The sequence below is a fragment of the Nonomuraea sp. NPDC049480 genome, from assembly GCF_044465905.1.
GTDB lineage: Bacteria > Actinomycetota > Actinomycetes > Streptosporangiales > Streptosporangiaceae > Nonomuraea.
Window position 1 is genome coordinate 290859 of sequence record NZ_JBITMD010000009.1, and the last position, 15830, is coordinate 306688.

Sequence of the window (15830 nt, forward strand, 5' to 3'; positions counted from 1 at the left end):
AACGGGCAATCGCTGCGGGCGAGTACAACAGCACAGCGCCTCCCGGGGCAACCGATTTACCGGCCGGCCGCCCATTGGAGGAGGCAGGCGAGCCGCAGTCCGGCGTACTGCTCCTCGTCCGCGACCCGCCACCAGAGGTCGCCGGGAGCCGGGAGCATCTCGGTGACGAGCACCTCGGCGGGGTCGCGTCTGGCCAGGTCCTCGACGGCGAGCGGGTCGCAGAGGTCCACGTGGAAGGGCTGGGGTTCGGCGGGGTGGTGGACGATGACGTGGCGGGGCAGGCCGTGTTCGGAGCGTAGCCGGTGGATGGCCGTCCAGCGGTCGAACGCGTCGGCGCCGCGCTCGCCGGGCAGGCGGAACCGCCAGCGGGCGCGCTGGTAGACCAGGGTGCCGATCACGATGCGGGGCGTGCGGGTGCCGAGATCTATGGTCATGTCGGGACTGGCCGCGACCGGGACGCTGTGCTCGCCCGGTGGGGTCGGGTAGATCGTGTCGCGGTCGTCGTGCAGGTCCGACAGCAGCCAGGTCGCGGAGGCGAGGTCCGGTCCGATGGCGGTGAGGTGCGGGGCGGGCAGGCAGGGGTGGTACCGGTCGCCGGCCCGGGGCCACAGGTGGGCGGTGGCCGTGGCGATGTCGCGGGTGCTCAGCCGTACGATGTCCGGCCCGCCGGACGGGTGCCGATGCCCGTCCGGCCGCTGCCGGAGTGCGCCGGACACGAGCTGCCGCAGTGTTCCGCCGAGTTCGCGTATCCGGTCGGGCCCGGCCGGCCGTGAGATCGCGTCGCCGGTGGCAGGCGGCGGCGCTGTCCGGTCGTGGGGCGCGGACCGCGTCGAGTCCTCGGCGTCCTCCCTGGCGAGGAGCGCTGCCAGGTAGCACAGCGGCATGACGCAGGACAGGGCGTTCCCGAGACGGGCCAGCGCGGCCCCTCCGATCGTGACACGCTCGCGGCCGGGCAGCCCGTAGCCGCCGATGGGGATGCGCTCGTGGCCGGGCGGCCGGGCGGCCGTCTGCTCCCGTCCGGGCGGCCCGGCGTGCAGTGGTTCGGGGGCGGACGGATCGAGGTGGACGTAGCGGGTGGGGCCGGGGAGTGGCGCCGTCTCGATGGCGGTGGCTAAGCGGCGCAGGTGCCGGTGCGCGGTCGCCGTCAGCAGCCGGGAGCGCCTGGCCGTGCCGTCGCCGGGGCGGCGGGCCAGCGGGTGCTTCACGATCGCCTGGGAGAAGGCGGGGGCGGCGACGGAGATCGCGTGGCGGACCAGCTCGTCGTCGCAGGCCTCGGCGACCTTGCGCCGGGTGACGAGCCAGGCGGCGGCGTGGGCGCTTCTGGCGGCGGTTCGCGCCGAAGCGGCCGCCACGACGGCGGACTGCCAGCGCCGTGCCCAGCCGCCCAGGCCCAGCGTTTCCAGCAGGCGGATCTCGTCGCCGCTCAGGGGCACACCCGTGCGCACGCTCTCCAGGCAGCGTCTGGCGTCCGCGCGTGGTCCGGGCGGCAGGCGCAGGACCGAGGCGCGCAGGGCGGCGGCGCGTTGCCGGAAGCGGTGGCGTTCGGAGGCCAGGCGGTGGTGGGTGGCGAGCATGCGTTCGGTGAGCCGGCTGAGGCCGGGGTGGCCGAGATCGTCGATCAGCCGGGCGGGGAAGCCGGTGGCACAGACGAAAGCCCAGGGGTGCAGCTGGATGACCAGTTCTCCCCCACCTGCCGGCACCCTCCAGAAGAGCTCGTCGTGTGACGCGCCGGAGGCGAGGCCGGTCGCCGGGTCGCTCATTCATGCCCCCTCAGGCCCCCTGCTCGGGCCGGCTGGGCCGTCAGTCGCTCCCGGGCGGGCCCTGTCAGATCGTCCAGGGCGTGAGGGCCGGCGACCACCTCCGCGCACGGGTCCCAGGCGGGCGCCGGGCCGGGCGGGTCGCCGGCGACGGTGCAGGCGGCGAGGCGCCCGGGGAGCAGGCCGGGGAGTCGTCCGAGCCATCGCCTGATGAGGTGCGCGACCTGCGGGGGCCGCATGGTGTCCGGTGCGTCGAAGTCCATCCATCGGACCAGGTCGTGCCCGGCGGCGGGCGGGAAGCGGACGCTGTGGCCGGCCCAGGACGAGCGGATGCCCATCCGGTACGGCCGCAGCCCGCCCAGCCGGATCCCGCCGGCCCCGTCCGCCAGCAGTTCCGCCGACTCCTCCGCGACGTCGGCGGTGATCCCGGGCGCGCCGACCGCCAGTTGGCACGTCACCGGCACGCCGGGCGGGATGGCGGTCATCAGGCGGCGCAGGTCGACGGTGATGCCGTTCATGCCGGTCGCGGCGCCGAGGAAGTCCACCCGCGTCACCGTGATCGTCAGACCCCGGCAGCGGGCCAGCGCCTCCGGGGGGAACGCGGCCGCCCGGCCGGCGTCCAGCCACCCGGCCCAGGGCCCGTCCGCCGGGGGCGGGCACGTCCCGGTCAGCCAGCGCACCCGGTCGCCCGGCTCGCCCCGTACGTACCACAGGGCCCGGATCACCCGGTCGGGTGTCCAGCTCCGGCACCGGACCCCGGCCAGTGCCGGGACGCGCCGCAGGGCGGCGCCGTGCTCGGTCACGAACCGCCCGCACAACGTCACCCGGTCCGCCCCCAGCGAATCCACCAGCGCGAACGCGGCGGGAAGCTGGTCAGCCCAGTCCACGACCACGTGCGCGTGGCGCCCGCCGGCGACCGCCTCCCGGGCCAGCTCGATCTCCGGGCGGAACAGCTCGCACCGCAGGGCCGCGCGGAGCACGTCGCGGCTGCTCTGCGGGCTGCCCTCGATCAGCTCCAAGCCGTCGATCGTGAGCCGGACGGCGGGGTCGCCGGCCAGGCCCAGCGCCGTGCCCATCGCCCGGAGGTGGGCGTCGTCGAACGCCTTGCGTTCCAGGATGGCCGCGGCCGCCCGCCCGAACAGGGCGGTGAGCGGTTCGCCGGCGAGTCGTTCCGCGGCGGTCCGCAGGTGTGCGGGGTCGGCGAGGCGTTCGACCATGTGCTCGTTGAGGTCGAGGGTTTCCGTTCCTGCGGGTGGCACTATCTCGGTCGTGAAGTCGGCCAGAGGGGGCACGACGAGCAGGTCCATCAGCCGCACTCCCCCGATGACGGCGACGGCCACGGATACGGGCACGGGCTGAGGCTCGTACCCGAGCCAGGGCTCGGGTTCCGCAGTCCGCCCGGATCCCGGCGCTGGGCCGGGCGCAGGTAGACGCAGCGGAGCCGGGCGGCGAAGCGCTGCCCGCCGTCGCGCAGCCAGCACTCCTCCGGCCCCGGCAGCGTCTCGGTCAGCATGAGCCGTTCGGCGGTGCCGGCCAGCCGGGCCAGTTCCTCGATGAGCGCGGGGGCGCGGGTGTCGACGTAGACGGATCTTCGCCCGGTGGCGGCGAAGGCGGCGGCGAAGAACGTGACCGGCAGGTCGTGGGCCTCACGCAGCCGGGCCATGGCCAGCAGCAGCTCCCGGTCGCCCCCGGCCCGGCCGAGCGCCTCGAACGCGGCCGCGGGCTCCCGCCAGCGACGCCGCGAGATGACCACGTTTCCCCAGGTCAGGCGGGGCAGCCGAGGCAGGTCAGGCAGGGCGGGCGGCTGGATCCTGGGCAGGGCGAGCGCGGTGTGCAGTGCGGTGTCGAGCCCGCCGTTGTGGAACATCAGCGGCTCGTCGGTGCCCTTGGCGCGCAGGACGGCGTGCCGGCCGTCGGAGTGCACGTACAGGTCGTCGAGCCCGAGTCGGCGCCGCCGCGGGTCCGCCGCCGCGCCGCCGGACTCCAGGACCGGGCCGGGGAACTCCAGGGAGGGCAGGCCGTCGGCGCGGGGCGAGACGACGTTCAGCGCGGTGAAGCCGTTGAGCGCACGTCCAATGGCCGCGTCCCGCTCGGCGGCGAGCGCGCCGCCGTCCCGGCGGAACTGCAGCTCCCACGGCGTGAGCAGGGGCGCGTCGTGCAGCTCGGCGAGGACCAGCGGGGTCACGCCCGGCTCGTACGCCTCCAGCGACGGCGCGGCGACCATGACGTCGGCCGCGCAGAGCACGGGCGCGGCCGGCGGGACGGGCTCGCCGAACAACGCGGAGAGGTCCAGGGCGGAGGCGCCCGGGGACGCGTCGCGGACGAGCCCGGCGATCCGGTCGCCGTGCTGGACCTCCAGGTCGCCGGCCGCGCCCAGGACTTCGGCCAGCTCGAACGAGCCCGTGCCGAGCCGCCCGGCGAGCAGCCGGTTGGTGCGCAGCCGGGTCAGCTCGGCCTCCTCGGCGAGCGGGCCGAGCGCTCGGGGCACACGTTCGCGCAGGTCGCCGGCCAGCGGGTCGCCGATGGTGACGTTCAGGGCGCCGGCGGCGGCCTCGTACACGATGACGCGTTCCTCTGCGGCGCGCCCCGCCCGCTGGCCGCCGCCGGTGAGGGCCTCGATGCGGCTCTGCACGGCCAGTTTCACGTCGGGCGAGGCCTCGGGGTAGCGCTCGAGGAGCCCGGCGATCTCGTGGACGCGCCGTCCGGCGGGCAGGCCGGTCCCGGCGGCGGGCCGCTGGCCGGCGAACGCGCGGAGCCGCTGCGCCGGTACGCCCCGTGCCGCCACGAGCCCCCGGTCCGGCACGCCCGGGGGGTCGTCGGGCAGCCGGTCGCGGAGCCAGCCGAGCACGTCGGGGACGGTGGCGGGCGGGCACAGGTCGTGGGTGAGCAGCCCGCGGCGCACGGCCACGGCGAGGGCGGCCGAGGCCCGCTCCATGCCCGTGCCCGAGTCGGCGGCGATCTCGGCGAGCGTGCGGCGGCCGTCGCACTGCCCGGCGAAGGCCGCGCCGTCGTGCGGCGTCCCGGTCCCGGTCCGGCGCCTGGGCACGAGCCCGGCGACGAGCGCCGGGTCGGCCAGGATGCGCTGCTGGAGCGCCTCGCCGACGCGGGCGGCGGGGTAGGCGACCCGCCGGGACAGCTCCCGGTGGCCCGGCCAGGTGTAGCCACTGCTGTGGCCGGGCTCGATACGGCCGATGTCGATGGGCGCGTAGAAGCCGGTGGCCGCGCACCGGGTCGCCAGCCGCTGCATGTGCGGGGCGAGTTGCCGCGCCGCCTCGGACGGGCCGCGCCGCAGGTCGCGGTAGGCGGCCGGCGCGGAGCAGACGAGGGCGTCGAGGAACCGCTCGTCGGCGAAGATCCCGGCGGCCGCCGCCCTGGCCGCCGCCGCGTCGCCCGCGAGCGCGTCGGACAGGGCCAGCCGGGCCTCCTCCAGCCGGCCGGTCACCCGGTTCCAGTCCGCCAGCCAGTCCTCAGGGCCGGGCGTTCCGGGTGGCAGGGGGCGGAGCCGGCGCAGGCGGCTGCGCACTCCGCGCGGCAGCCGCCCGCCTCCCGCCCGGCCGGGGTGCGGTCCGGCCGGGCGGGCGTCCCGGCGGGCGGGCGCGCCGGAGCTCGCGGCGAGCAGGTCGAGCGCCTGCCGCTCCAGCCGTACGACGGCCGCCGCCGTCTCCGCCGCCCGGGGGTAGACCAGGGACAGGACCAGCTCCCAGGGGAACCCGGCGCTCCGGACGACCACGGTCGGCAACAGGGTCCACTCGTGATCGTCCATGTGCCGGTCTCCCTTTCTGATAACAAATTGGAAACGTACTTAACTCAGATGCTTACAAGATCGTTTTTCTCTGTCAATGCGTTCTTCCATGAGAAACAAATGAGATGCCGCCACCTTCGGCGATTGCGGGTCATGGAGAATTGCCAGCCAACGCCAGCCAACGCCAGCAAATGCCTCCAAATGGGGCAACGGGTGTTTACTTTCCATAGTCGGGCCGCGCGTCCTGCCTGCACAGCGCCCCGCAGGATTGGGAATTCCAGCCGGAAGAATGGCAGGACATTTCACCGTTCCCGCAAAAGGCAATTGTTGTTTTCCCGGCCCCTCCGGGTGGGCATGATCGGGTCGTGGGGAATGACGGACGGCGCCGAGGCCTCTCCGCGCCGGTGTTCGCAGCGGGGCTCGGCGGTGTCACCGCGGCCGTGGTCGGGCTGGACGTGGTCACGGGGACAGCCGTGCGACTGCTGCCCTTGCTGATCTTCCTGCCGTCGATCGTCTCGGGGCTGGGCACCGTGTGGCAGACGGCCGCCGCGTCGGTGTGGGTGGTGCTGATCGTCGCGGGCACCCTGGCCCTGTACGGCACGGAGCCGGATGACAACCTGCTGGCGGCCGGGTTCACGGCGGTGTTCGGCCTGGTGAGCGTGCTCGGCTGCCGCTACCGGGTTCGGCGCGAGGAGGAGGTGCACCGGCTGCGCTCGGCGGCGGCCGCGCTGCAGCGGCAGATCGTGCGCCCGCTGCCGCTGCGCACCGGCGACGTGGTCGTGGACGGGCTCTACCAGCCGGTCGAGGAGGACGCGATGGTGGGCGGCGACGTGTACGAGGTGGCCGCCTCGCCGTACGGGACCCGGATGCTGATCGCGGACGTGCAGGGCAAGGGGCTGCCCGCGATCGGCACCGCGCTGGCCGTGCTGGGGGCGTTCAGGGAGGCGGCCTACCGGGAGGACACGCTCACCGGCGTCGTGGAGGCCCTGGAGTCGGCGGTGGCCAGGCACAACGTGTTCGCCACGCGTACGGGCGAGCCCGAGCGGCTGGTGACCGCGCTGGTGCTCGGCATCGGGCAGGAGCAGAGCGTGGAGGCGGTCAACTGCGGGCACATCGCGCCGTACGTCATCCACGACGGCGACGCCTACCAGGCGGTGCTCGGCGAGCCCGCCGTCCCTCTCGGGCTGGCCGCGCTGGCCATGGCGCCGCGCCGCAGCACGCGCTTCGCCTTCCCCGACAGGGCGGCGCTGCTGCTGTGCACCGACGGCGTCACCGAGGCCCGCGACCGCCGCGGCTCGTTCTACCCGCTGGAGGAGCGCCTGCGCGCGTGGGCGCTCGCCCCGCCCGCCAGGCTCGCCGAGACGCTGGACGCCGACCTGCGCCGCTTCACCGGGGCCGCCCAGCGCGACGACGTCGCGGTCCTCACCGTGAGCAGGGCGACGCGGGAGGCCGACAGGACTCCGTCGGACAGCCTGACAACCGTGTGAACCGATCCGACCATCGGCGCGTATCTCCACACATCGGACACGTGTTCCATGGAGGTGTCGTGGAGCTCAGCCTCTTGCGTACACAGGCCCACAGCCCGTCGTACTTCACACTGATGCGTAACTCGTCAGGAGAGCGCGCACCAGTGGATTTCTGCATTCCGTGCAACCCATACTTCCCGACGCCCGACATCTTCGAGCACCTCGGGAGGAATCTGGAGACGATACTGAAGTTCTATCCGAGTGACGCGGGCACGATCACCTCGGAGCTCTGCTCAACACTCGGGCTCCACCCCCAGACCGTCGCCATGGGAAACGGGTCGACGGAGCTGATCACCTGGATCGACCACCTCCTGGTACGGGAGAGCCTGGCGGTGCCGATCCCCACCTTCGGCCGGTGGACCGACCAGCCGCTGGAGACGGGCAAGCGGGTGGACATGTATCCCCTGCTGGAGAGCCGCAACTTCGCCCTCGATGTGAACGACTACGTCTCGTTCATCCGCATGCGGGGCTCCCGCGTGGCGGTGATCTGCAACCCCAACAACCCTGACGGAGGCTACCTGCCCAAGCACGAGGTCATCCGCCTGATGGACGAGCTGATCGACCTGGACCTGGTGATCATCGACGAGTCCTTCGGCGACTTCGTGGACGCCGAGCCGTACCCGGGAGTGGCGGACGAGGCCGCGGTCCGGCCCAACGTGATCGTCCTGCGCAGCCTCGGCAAGAACTTCGGCCTGCACGGCGTCCGCTTCGGCTACATGGTCGCCAACCCGGCGCTGACCGCCAAGGTGCGCGGCGCGCTGCCCAAGTGGAACCTCAACTCGTTCGCCGAGGTCATCGTCTTCATGATGAAGCAGTTCGCGGGCGACTACCGCGAGAGCCTCAAGCGGCTCAACAACGACAGGCGGGCGATGTTCCAGCAGCTCAGCGCAATGCCGGGGCTGGAGGTGCTGCCGTCACAGGGCAACTTCCTGCTGGTGAAACTGCCGCCGGGGCACGACGGGGTGCCGCTGCGCGACCACCTGCTCCAAGAGCACGGCGTGTACGTCCGCGAGTGCGGCAACAAGCTGGGCACGACCAGCCAGTTCCTGCGGCTGGTCGTACGGCCGCAGGAGGACGTGCGGCGGCTGCTGATCGGGATGACGCAGTTCTTGTACTCGGGCAGCCTGCACGAGATCCCGGTGATCGGCCTGCACCACCGGCACGCCAACCCTCTGTCCGCTTGAGCGTCAGCGCAGCTCGCACAGTTCCCCGAGGCCCTCCTTCGTCACGCAGGGCTTGAAGGTCGCGTTGTTGAACCGCACCTGGGACAGCGGGTGCGTCCGCGCGAACTCCATGAACGCCGCCGCCGGCGCTCGCGGCGTACGAGCAGCCGGCCACCTAGCCCCAGCGGGGCCGGTACGGCCTGGGAAGCTTGAGCCCGCGCTCCGCCATGACCGCGCGCAGCCGGTCGGGGTAGTCGGTGATGATCCCGTCCACGCCGTCGTCCATGAGTTTGCGCAGCGTCGGCTCGTCGTCGACGGTCCACGGGATGACCTTCAGCCCCAGGGCGTGGGCCTGGCCGACCATGTCCTTGGTGACGTACGGGACGTAACCGGGGTCGGTCACCTTGCCGTTCTGCGGGAACCCGTGCACCGGCGAGAACGCGTCCGCCCCGAACGACGTGACGGCCTTGAGCGGGTCGCCGCCGAAGTCGTCGATGTCGATGCCGCCCAGCCACGGCGAGGCGCCCGGCTGCCCGGTCTGGAGGAAGTCGCGGTTGGTGAGCGCCACGAGCGGCAGGCGCGGCTCCACCTGCCGCATCCGCATCAGCGCGCCCCAGTCGAAGCTCTGGATCGTGACCTGCCGCAGCATCCCGGCCCGCCGGATCTCGCGCAGCGTCACCTGCACGAACTGCTCCCGCGGCGCGGTCTCGTGCGGCGCCCCGGCCTCGACCTTGGTCTCGACGTTCAGCTTGACGCCGCGTGCCCGATACCGGTCGACCAGCTCGAACACCTCGCGCAGGGTGGCCATCGGCGCCCCGGGCACGGCCCGCTGCCCGGGGAACTCCGGCAACGTCCGCGACCCGCAGTCCATGGTCCTGACCTGCCGCAAGCTGAGCGTGTTGACGTACTTGCCGACGTACGGGAACTCGGGGTCCCCGGGGTCGGCGGGCGCGGTGTCCTGGCACTTCCTGTCGCTGATCCGCCTGTCGTGGGTGACGACCGCGTGACCGTCCTCGGTGATCTGCACGTCGAGTTCCAGCGTGCTGACGCCCAGCTCCAGCGCGTTGGCGAACGCGGCGAGCGAGCTCTCCACCACCAGCCCGAGCCCGCCCCGGTGCGCCTGCAGATCGAACCCGTGCCCCTGGTCGGCCGCGGCCGCCCCGGGCACGGCCACGACCGCCGCTCCCAACGCCGCCGCCACGACCACATGCCATCTCTTCATAGCCAGACAAGATCCGGCATGTGGGATAAGGGCGGGCGTACATGAGGTGATCGCGAGACGAAACCTTGGAACGTATGTACGATGCCCAGGGCTCCAGGACATTGTAAGCTGTCCCGGCTATCCCCTTACACCATAAAAAATCAGACATGGAAGGGTTCCGTGGTCTCCAGCCCCCAGGCAAGCAGCGTGCGCCATCGCGATCACACCGCCGCCGACAGCCACGACCTCATCCAGGTCCGCGGCGCCAGGGAGAACAACCTGAAGGGCGTCTCCCTCGACCTCCCCAAGCGGCGCCTGTCCGTCTTCACCGGAGTGTCCGGCTCCGGCAAGTCCTCGCTCGTCTTCGACACGATCGCCGCGGAGTCGCGGCGGCTGATCGACGAGACGTACACGGCGTTCATCCAGGCGTTCATGCCGAGCCTCGCCCGCCCCGACGTGGACGCGCTGCGCAACCTCAGCGCGGCGATCATCGTCGACCAGGAGCGAATGGGCGCCAACGCCCGCTCCACCGTGGGCACCGTCACCGACGCCCACACCATGCTCCGCATCGTCTTCAGCCGGCTCGGCGTCCCCCACGTGGGCAGCGCCTCCGCCTTCAGCTTCAACCGCGCCGAGGGCATGTGCCCGGAGTGCGAGGGGCTGGGCAAAGCGTCGGAGATCGACGTGGACGAGCTGGTCGACAGGGAGCTGTCGCTGAACGAAGGGGCCATCAAGGCCCCGGGCTTCGCGGTGGACAGCTGGCCCTGGAAGATCATGGCCGAGTCCGGCCTGTACGACCCCGCCGTCAAGGTGAAGGATTTCACCCCCGAGCAGTGGGAGGACCTCCTTCACAAGCCCCCCACCAAGATCAAGTACGGCTCCAACAACTTCACCTACGAGGGGCTCGTCAGCCGGGTCAGGCGCAGCTTCCTGGGCAAGGACCGCGAGTCCATGCAGCCGTCGGCGCGGGCGTTCGCCGATCGGGCGGTCAAGCTGGCCACCTGCCCGTCCTGCGGCGGCTCCCGGCTCAACGAGGCCGCCCGCTCGGCCAAGGTCAACGGCAGGAACATCGCCGAGTGCTCGGCCATGCAGATCAACGACCTGGCCGCCTTCCTCCGCGACATCGACGCCCCGGCCGTCGGCCCGGTGCTGGAGGGGCTGCTCTCGACGCTGGACTCGCTGGTCGAGATCGGGCTCGGCTACCTGAGCCTGGACCGCGAGTCCGGCACGCTGTCGGGCGGCGAGGCGCAGCGGGTCAAGATGGTGCGCCACCTCAACTCGAGCCTCACCGACGTCACGTACGTCTTCGACGAGCCCACAGCCGGGCTGCACCCGCACGACATCCAGCGGATGAACAACCTGCTGCTCCAGCTGCGCGACAAGGGCAACACGGTGCTCGTCGTCGAGCACAAGCCGGAGACGATCGCGATCGCCGACCACGTGGTCGACCTCGGGCCGGGCGCGGGCGCCGCCGGCGGGCAGCTCTGCTACGCGGGCGACCTGGACGGGCTGCGCGCCTCCGGCACGCTGACCGGCCGCTACCTCGACCACCGGGTGACGCTGCGCGAGGACCTCCGCAAGCCGTCCGGTCACCTGTCCATCGAGGGCGCGTCCCTGCACAACCTGCGCGACGTGAGCGTGGACATCCCGCTCGGGGTGCTCACCGTGGTCACCGGCGTGGCCGGATCGGGCAAGAGCTCGCTGATCCACGGGTACGTGGCGGGCCGCGAGGGCGTGGTCGTGGCCGACCAGTCGCCGATCCGCGGCTCGCGCCGGAGCAACCCGGCCACCTACACCGGGCTGCTCGACCCGATCCGGGCGGCGTTCGCCAAGGCCAACGGGGTCAAGCCCGGCCTGTTCAGCGCCAACTCCGAGGGCGCCTGCGCGGCCTGCAAGGGCATCGGCCTGATCTACACGGATCTGGCGATGATGGCCGAGGTGGCGTCGGTGTGCGAGGAGTGCGAGGGCAAGCGGTTCACGCCGGAGGTGCTGACGTACACACTGCGCGGCAAGAACATCAGCGAGGTGCTCGGCATGTCGGTTGCCGAGGCCCGCGAGTTCTTCACCACCGGTCAGGCCAGGACGATCCTGGAGCGGCTGGCCTCGGTGGGCCTGGGCTACCTGGGGCTCGGGCAGCCGCTGACCACGCTGTCGGGCGGCGAGCGGCAGCGGCTCAAGCTGGCCATCCACATGGCCAAGAACGGCACGACGTACGTGCTGGACGAGCCGACCACCGGCCTGCACCTGGCCGACGTGGACCAGCTGCTGGCCCTGCTGGACCGCCTCGTCGAGGACGGCAACACGGTCATCGTGATCGAGCACCACCAGGCCGTGATGGCCCACGCCGACTGGATCATCGACCTCGGCCCCGGCGCGGGTCACGACGGCGGGCAGGTGGTCTTCACCGGCACGCCGCACGAGCTCGTCGACACGGGGACCACGCTCACGGCGATCCACCTGCGCGACTACGTGGGACGGTAGCAGCGAGGCCGCCGGGACGTGACGTCCCGGCGGCCCCGTCGCGGTCACAGGTTGAACTGGCCGCTCTCCACCACGACGCGCCGGCTCCCGTCCACCTCCAGCTTGCAGTTGATCTTGTAGCGGTCTCCGTTGGTGCCGCCCTTGGTCGCCTGGCCCGTGGCGAGCGACCGCCGCCTGGCCGGGCCGCTCTGGACGATGTCCCCGGTGTGCGAGTGCCACGAGGGCCGCAGGCCGCCGTGGCGGTGCACCGGGAAGCACCAGACCTTCATCGAGCGGGTCCGGCCGCAGGTGGCCCCGCCCTTGTAGGTGTAGCGGTTGCCCGAGGGGTTCCACCATGCTTTGACACGGATGCTGCAGCCGTGACCGCTCCTGAGGACGGTCGAGTAGCCGGGCGCGGCGTTCTCGGCGGACGTCGCCGCGCCGGCCGCGGCGGGCAGGCCGACGAGTGCGCCGCATCCGACGGCCAGTCCTGTGAGGGTCGTGGCGATGGTTGATCTCACGGGTGCCTCCTGTTGGTTGGTTCCGTCGACGTCGACGCTGATGCATGGCAAGGTTGGGGGGCACCCCCTTGACGTTGCGCATCAAAGGCAGCAACAACCGCAGCAACCCTCGCCCCTGCGGAGGAGACGCATGGCACGGGGAGGACGCAGGGATCGGCCGATCGACCGGGGTTCCGGTCCCGTCGCCGAGCTGGCCGACGACCTGAGACGGCTGCGCGGCGGCCTGTCGCTCGAAGAGGTCGGCCGGCGCATGGGATACCACTCCAGCACCGTGTCGCGGCGGCTGAGTCCGGACGAGCTGCCGCCGCTGGAGTTCGTCAGGGCGTACGTGACGGCCTGCGGCGGCGATCCGGCGCCCTGGGAGGAACGCTGGCATCAGATCAGCGGCGCCGGGCCATCTGACGATCACCCGGAGCCCGCGCGGCGCCGGTCGCGGGCGTACGCGGCCGCGGCCGCGGCGCTGGCCGTGCTGGCGGTGGCCGCCACCGTCGCCTGGCTGACGATCCCCCGGAGCCCTCAGGCGGCGCCGGACGTGGCCTCGCCCGCGACCGGTCCTCCGCCGCTCGCGGCGGGACGCGGCTTCCCCTGGGAAATCGAGCGCATGAGCGTCCGCATCCTGTCGCGCCGCTTCACGCTGTCCGGCACGGGAGACGTCGAGATCTGGGCGAACATCGCCTGCCCGCCGGGCACCGGCTCCTACTGGATCGCCCTGCGCCCGATCGGCGACCCTGCGCGATACGCCTGCGGATCATGGCAGCACCACACGTGGCCGGGCGTCCAGCCGGGCACGCACCACTTCGAGCTGTGGAAGAACGCCGACAGCCGGGTGGTGAGCGGGCGGGGCGTGCTCAGCGCCACGGTGGACGTCGTGGAGGTGTCTCCCAGCCCCACGCGGCACTGACCGCCCTCAGACCGCCAGGCGGGCCAGGACGCGCGCGAACTCGGGAGGCGGCGCGACGACGAGCCTGGTCTGCCCGTCCTGAACGATGATGTCGGCCCTGATGAGCGTCAGCCGGCCTTTGTGCCACCAGTAGACCTGCGGGCTGAGGCCGTCCGTGCGCACCGCGTGCACGCGCATCCGCTCGATGGCCCGCACCACGCCGATGCCGTCCACCGGATGCACGAGCACCGTGTACGGATCCGGCAGCACGGCCAGCACCCCGTCGGCCGGCACCTGCACGTAGTCGCTCAGCCAGCGCAGATGCGTGGCGGCGGAGGGCGAGTGGCCGGTCAGCCGGGTCACCGGCGTCCCCGACAGCTCGATGCCCTCCACGAGCAGCCGCTCCTCGCGGCGCACGTTCGCGACGGCGAGGTCGAGTGCCCGCGCGGTCGGCACCGGCCAGCATCCGGCCTCCTCGGGCCGCACGACGCGCGAGCCGACGGTGAGCAGCTCGACGAGGTCCGCGTTGAGGTGGCGGCCCACCACCCGGGTCAGGTCGGCCAGTTCGTCCACGGACTCCACACGGGTGCGCAGCAGCGGCCCGGCCTGGTCCAGGTCGCACACGTCCAGCCGCTCGCCGGCGGTGGCCACGGCGTGCGCGAGGTGCTCGGAGACCAGCACGGGCCAGTCCTCTCTGGCCCGGCGCCCGGCCTCGCGCCGCAGCCCCGTGAGCCTGACCACCAGCGGCGTGTCTGCGGCGAGGGGCCCCGTGAGCGTGACTGTGGCGCCGTCGGAGGCGAAGCGGCAGGCGAATCCGCGGGATTCCGCGACGAGCGCGAGCAGCGAGTCGAGGTCGACGTCCTCGGCGGGCCTGCGCGCGGGCTCCCGATCACGCCTGAACAAGCTCACGCGACATGTCCCTTTCTGTCGGATTCGTCCCTCCTACCTTGCCTGCTCCCCCTTCTCGAAGGTGTCAGCCAGGGAGCACGATTCGGTATCGATACTCCCAAGTCTCCCCAGCCACATGCTTATCTGAGGTGACCCATGTCCCATCGGGAGCCCCGCCAGAATCGGCACTCCCAGCGGCTCCAGCCGGTCCCTCAAGACCGGGTACGGGTCCCCGCAGTCCACCCACGACCCGAGCGCGATCCCCCGCACCCCGTCGAACACCCCGGCCTGCAGAAGCTGGGTCAACATGCGGTCGATCCGGTACGGCTCCTCCCCCACGTCCTCCAGGAACGCGATCCGGCCCGCGAACGACGGCTGCCACCGGGTGCCGCACATGGAGGCCAGCAGCGACAGGTTGCCTCCGTACAGCACGCCCTCGGCCCGGCCCGCCACCAGCACCCGATCTCCCCGCACGGGCCCCGCGACGCCGGACAGGGCCGCCTGGAGGCTCTCCCACGTGCGCGGATCGGGGCCGTCCTCGCGGGCGATGACGTCGCAGGCCGCCATCGGGCCGTGCAGGGTGGGCACGCCCAGCTCGATGGCGAACGCGTTGTGCAGCGCCGTGATGTCGCTCGACCCGACGAGGACCTTGCGGCCGGCCCGGGCTCCGGCCCGCATGGCGTCCCAGTCGAGCAGGCCGAGCAGCCGGCCGGCGCCGTACCCGCCCCGGGAGCAGAACACCACGGAGACGGCCGGGTCGCACCAGGCGGCCTGCAGGTCGGCGGCCCGGGCGGCGTCGTCGCCGGCCAGATGGCCGAGTCCCCCGCGGTCGAGCGCGTGCGCGCCCACCACCACCTTGAACCCCAGGCCCTCCAGACGCTCCACACCGCGCTTGAGAAGGACGGGGTGGGGCGGGCCCGACGGCGAGACGATCGCGACGGTGTCACCTTGCTTCATCGATCAACTCCTGGACGAACGCCGGCACTGCCTGGCCGATCGGCTCGTTGACGACCCGATCGGCGAAGGGATCATAGGGCGTGGGCTGGGCGTTGACGATCACCAGGCGGGCGCCCGCGTCGAGCGCCTCCCCGCACAGGCCGGCGGCCGGGTGCACGGTCAGCGAGGTGCCGATCGCCACGAACAGGCGGCAGGAGCGGGCGGCGGCACGGGCCGCGGCCATGACTCCGGGCTTGAGCGACTGGCCGAAGGAGATCGTGTTCGCCTTCTGGATGCCGCCGCAGCGCGGGCACGGCGGGTCGTCCTCGCCGGCCGCCACCCGGGCGAGCACCTCGGGCATGGGCGTGATCAGGTCGCAGGACAGGCACTCGGCGCGGCGCATGGTGCCGTGCAGCTCGATCACCTTCTCCGGCGAGGACCCGGCGGCCTGGTGCAGCTCGTCGATGTTCTGCGTGATGAGGGCCCGCAGCAGGCCCGCGCGCTCCAGGTCGGCCAGGGCCCGGTGCGCCGCGTTCGGCCGCGCGTCCCACGCGGGATGGTCCAGTCTCGCCCGCCACGTCCGGCGCCTGACCTCGGGATCGGCCAGGTAGCGGTCGATGGTCGCGTTCGCCTCGGCCTGCGGGTCCTTGGTCCACACTCCTTGCGGCCCGCGGAAGTCGGGAATGCCGGAATCGGTGGAAATGCCCGCTCCGGTAAGGACCGACACTGGCATTGGCTCGTTCACGTGGAAAACGG

General features: G+C 72.6%; 12 protein-coding genes. 4 read left to right on the top strand and 8 right to left on the bottom strand.

What is annotated here, in order from left to right:
* Positions 1-56: 56 nt before the first annotated feature.
* Genes ACIBX3_RS26890 through ACIBX3_RS26900 form a run of 3 tightly spaced genes read right to left on the bottom strand, consistent with a single transcriptional unit; the run spans position 57 to position 5520 of the window.
* Complete coding sequence (locus ACIBX3_RS26890; RefSeq protein WP_397121539.1) at positions 57-1760, bottom strand: hypothetical protein; 1704 nt, start codon at positions 1758-1760, stop codon at positions 57-59.
* Positions 1757-3109, bottom strand: a complete 1353-nt coding sequence (locus ACIBX3_RS26895) for a hypothetical protein (protein ID WP_397121541.1) — start codon at positions 3107-3109, stop codon at positions 1757-1759. Before ACIBX3_RS26895 ends, ACIBX3_RS26890 begins: the two co-directional genes overlap by 4 nt.
* Positions 3064-5520: a hypothetical protein gene (locus tag ACIBX3_RS26900; RefSeq protein ID WP_397121543.1), complete on the bottom strand. Its 2457-nt coding sequence runs from the start codon at positions 5518-5520 to the stop codon at positions 3064-3066. Before ACIBX3_RS26900 ends, ACIBX3_RS26895 begins: the two co-directional genes overlap by 46 nt.
* A gap of 344 nt (positions 5521-5864) precedes the next feature.
* Here ACIBX3_RS26900 and ACIBX3_RS26905 point away from each other — a divergent pair, with 344 nt between their 5' ends.
* Both ACIBX3_RS26905 and ACIBX3_RS26910 read left to right on the top strand, forming a co-directional pair.
* Entirely contained in the window at positions 5865-6986 is a 1122-nt protein-coding gene (locus ACIBX3_RS26905) for a PP2C family protein-serine/threonine phosphatase (RefSeq protein ID WP_397121545.1), read from the top strand.
* 143 nt (positions 6987-7129) lie between these two features.
* The gene (locus tag ACIBX3_RS26910) at positions 7130-8209 is read left to right on the top strand and encodes a pyridoxal phosphate-dependent aminotransferase (RefSeq protein WP_397121547.1); all 1080 of its coding nucleotides are present in this window, start codon (positions 7130-7132) and stop codon (positions 8207-8209) included.
* 154 nt (positions 8210-8363) lie between these two features.
* On the opposite strand, the gene ACIBX3_RS26915 is transcribed toward ACIBX3_RS26910, so the two are convergent.
* The gene (locus tag ACIBX3_RS26915; protein WP_397121549.1) at positions 8364-9410 is read right to left on the bottom strand and encodes a glycerophosphodiester phosphodiesterase family protein; all 1047 of its coding nucleotides are present in this window, start codon (positions 9408-9410) and stop codon (positions 8364-8366) included.
* A gap of 186 nt (positions 9411-9596) precedes the next feature.
* On the opposite strand from ACIBX3_RS26915, the gene ACIBX3_RS26920 reads away from it, so the two are divergent.
* On the top strand, positions 9597-11870 hold the full coding sequence (locus tag ACIBX3_RS26920; RefSeq protein WP_397121551.1) for an ATP-binding cassette domain-containing protein: 2274 nt from the start codon (positions 9597-9599) through the stop codon (positions 11868-11870).
* Positions 11871-11914: 44 nt separating this feature from the next.
* On the opposite strand, the gene ACIBX3_RS26925 is transcribed toward ACIBX3_RS26920, so the two are convergent.
* Positions 11915-12370, bottom strand: coding sequence for a hypothetical protein (locus ACIBX3_RS26925; RefSeq protein ID WP_397121553.1), 456 nt, complete (start codon positions 12368-12370; stop codon positions 11915-11917).
* A 130-nt stretch (positions 12371-12500) separates the two neighbouring features.
* On the opposite strand from ACIBX3_RS26925, the gene ACIBX3_RS26930 reads away from it, so the two are divergent.
* Positions 12501-13271 (top strand): helix-turn-helix domain-containing protein, encoded by a 771-nt coding sequence (locus tag ACIBX3_RS26930; protein ID WP_397121555.1) that lies wholly within the window; start codon positions 12501-12503, stop codon positions 13269-13271.
* Between the two features lie 6 nt (positions 13272-13277).
* Here ACIBX3_RS26930 and ACIBX3_RS26935 read toward each other — a convergent pair whose 3' ends face one another.
* From ACIBX3_RS26935 to ACIBX3_RS26945, 3 genes are read right to left on the bottom strand one after another with little or no spacing between them, the layout of a single operon-like run.
* Positions 13278-14159, bottom strand: coding sequence for a hypothetical protein (locus ACIBX3_RS26935; RefSeq protein ID WP_397121557.1), 882 nt, complete (start codon positions 14157-14159; stop codon positions 13278-13280).
* A gap of 33 nt (positions 14160-14192) precedes the next feature.
* A complete protein-coding gene (locus ACIBX3_RS26940) occupies positions 14193-15095 on the bottom strand; it encodes an LD-carboxypeptidase (protein ID WP_397121558.1) in 903 nt (300 codons plus the stop codon).
* Positions 15082-15807, bottom strand: coding sequence for an SIR2 family NAD-dependent protein deacylase (locus ACIBX3_RS26945; protein ID WP_397121762.1), 726 nt, complete (start codon positions 15805-15807; stop codon positions 15082-15084). Before ACIBX3_RS26945 ends, ACIBX3_RS26940 begins: the two co-directional genes overlap by 14 nt.
* Positions 15808-15830 lie beyond the last annotated feature (23 nt).

Excerpts from the sequence above, each read along its gene's own strand:
- ACIBX3_RS26890 (WP_397121539.1), bottom strand. The coding sequence starts at position 1,760 with ATGAGCGACCCGGCGACCGGCCTCGCCTCCGGCGCGTCACACGACGAG.
- ACIBX3_RS26900 (WP_397121543.1), bottom strand. The coding sequence starts at position 5,520 with ATGGACGATCACGAGTGGACCCTGTTGCCGACCGTGGTCGTCCGGAGC.
- ACIBX3_RS26915 (WP_397121549.1), bottom strand. The coding sequence starts at position 9,410 with ATGAAGAGATGGCATGTGGTCGTGGCGGCGGCGTTGGGAGCGGCGGTC.
- ACIBX3_RS26930 (WP_397121555.1), top strand. The coding sequence starts at position 12,501 with ATGGCACGGGGAGGACGCAGGGATCGGCCGATCGACCGGGGTTCCGGT.
- ACIBX3_RS26940 (WP_397121558.1), bottom strand. The coding sequence starts at position 15,095 with ATGAAGCAAGGTGACACCGTCGCGATCGTCTCGCCGTCGGGCCCGCCC.
- ACIBX3_RS26945 (WP_397121762.1), bottom strand. The coding sequence starts at position 15,807 with ATGCCAGTGTCGGTCCTTACCGGAGCGGGCATTTCCACCGATTCCGGC.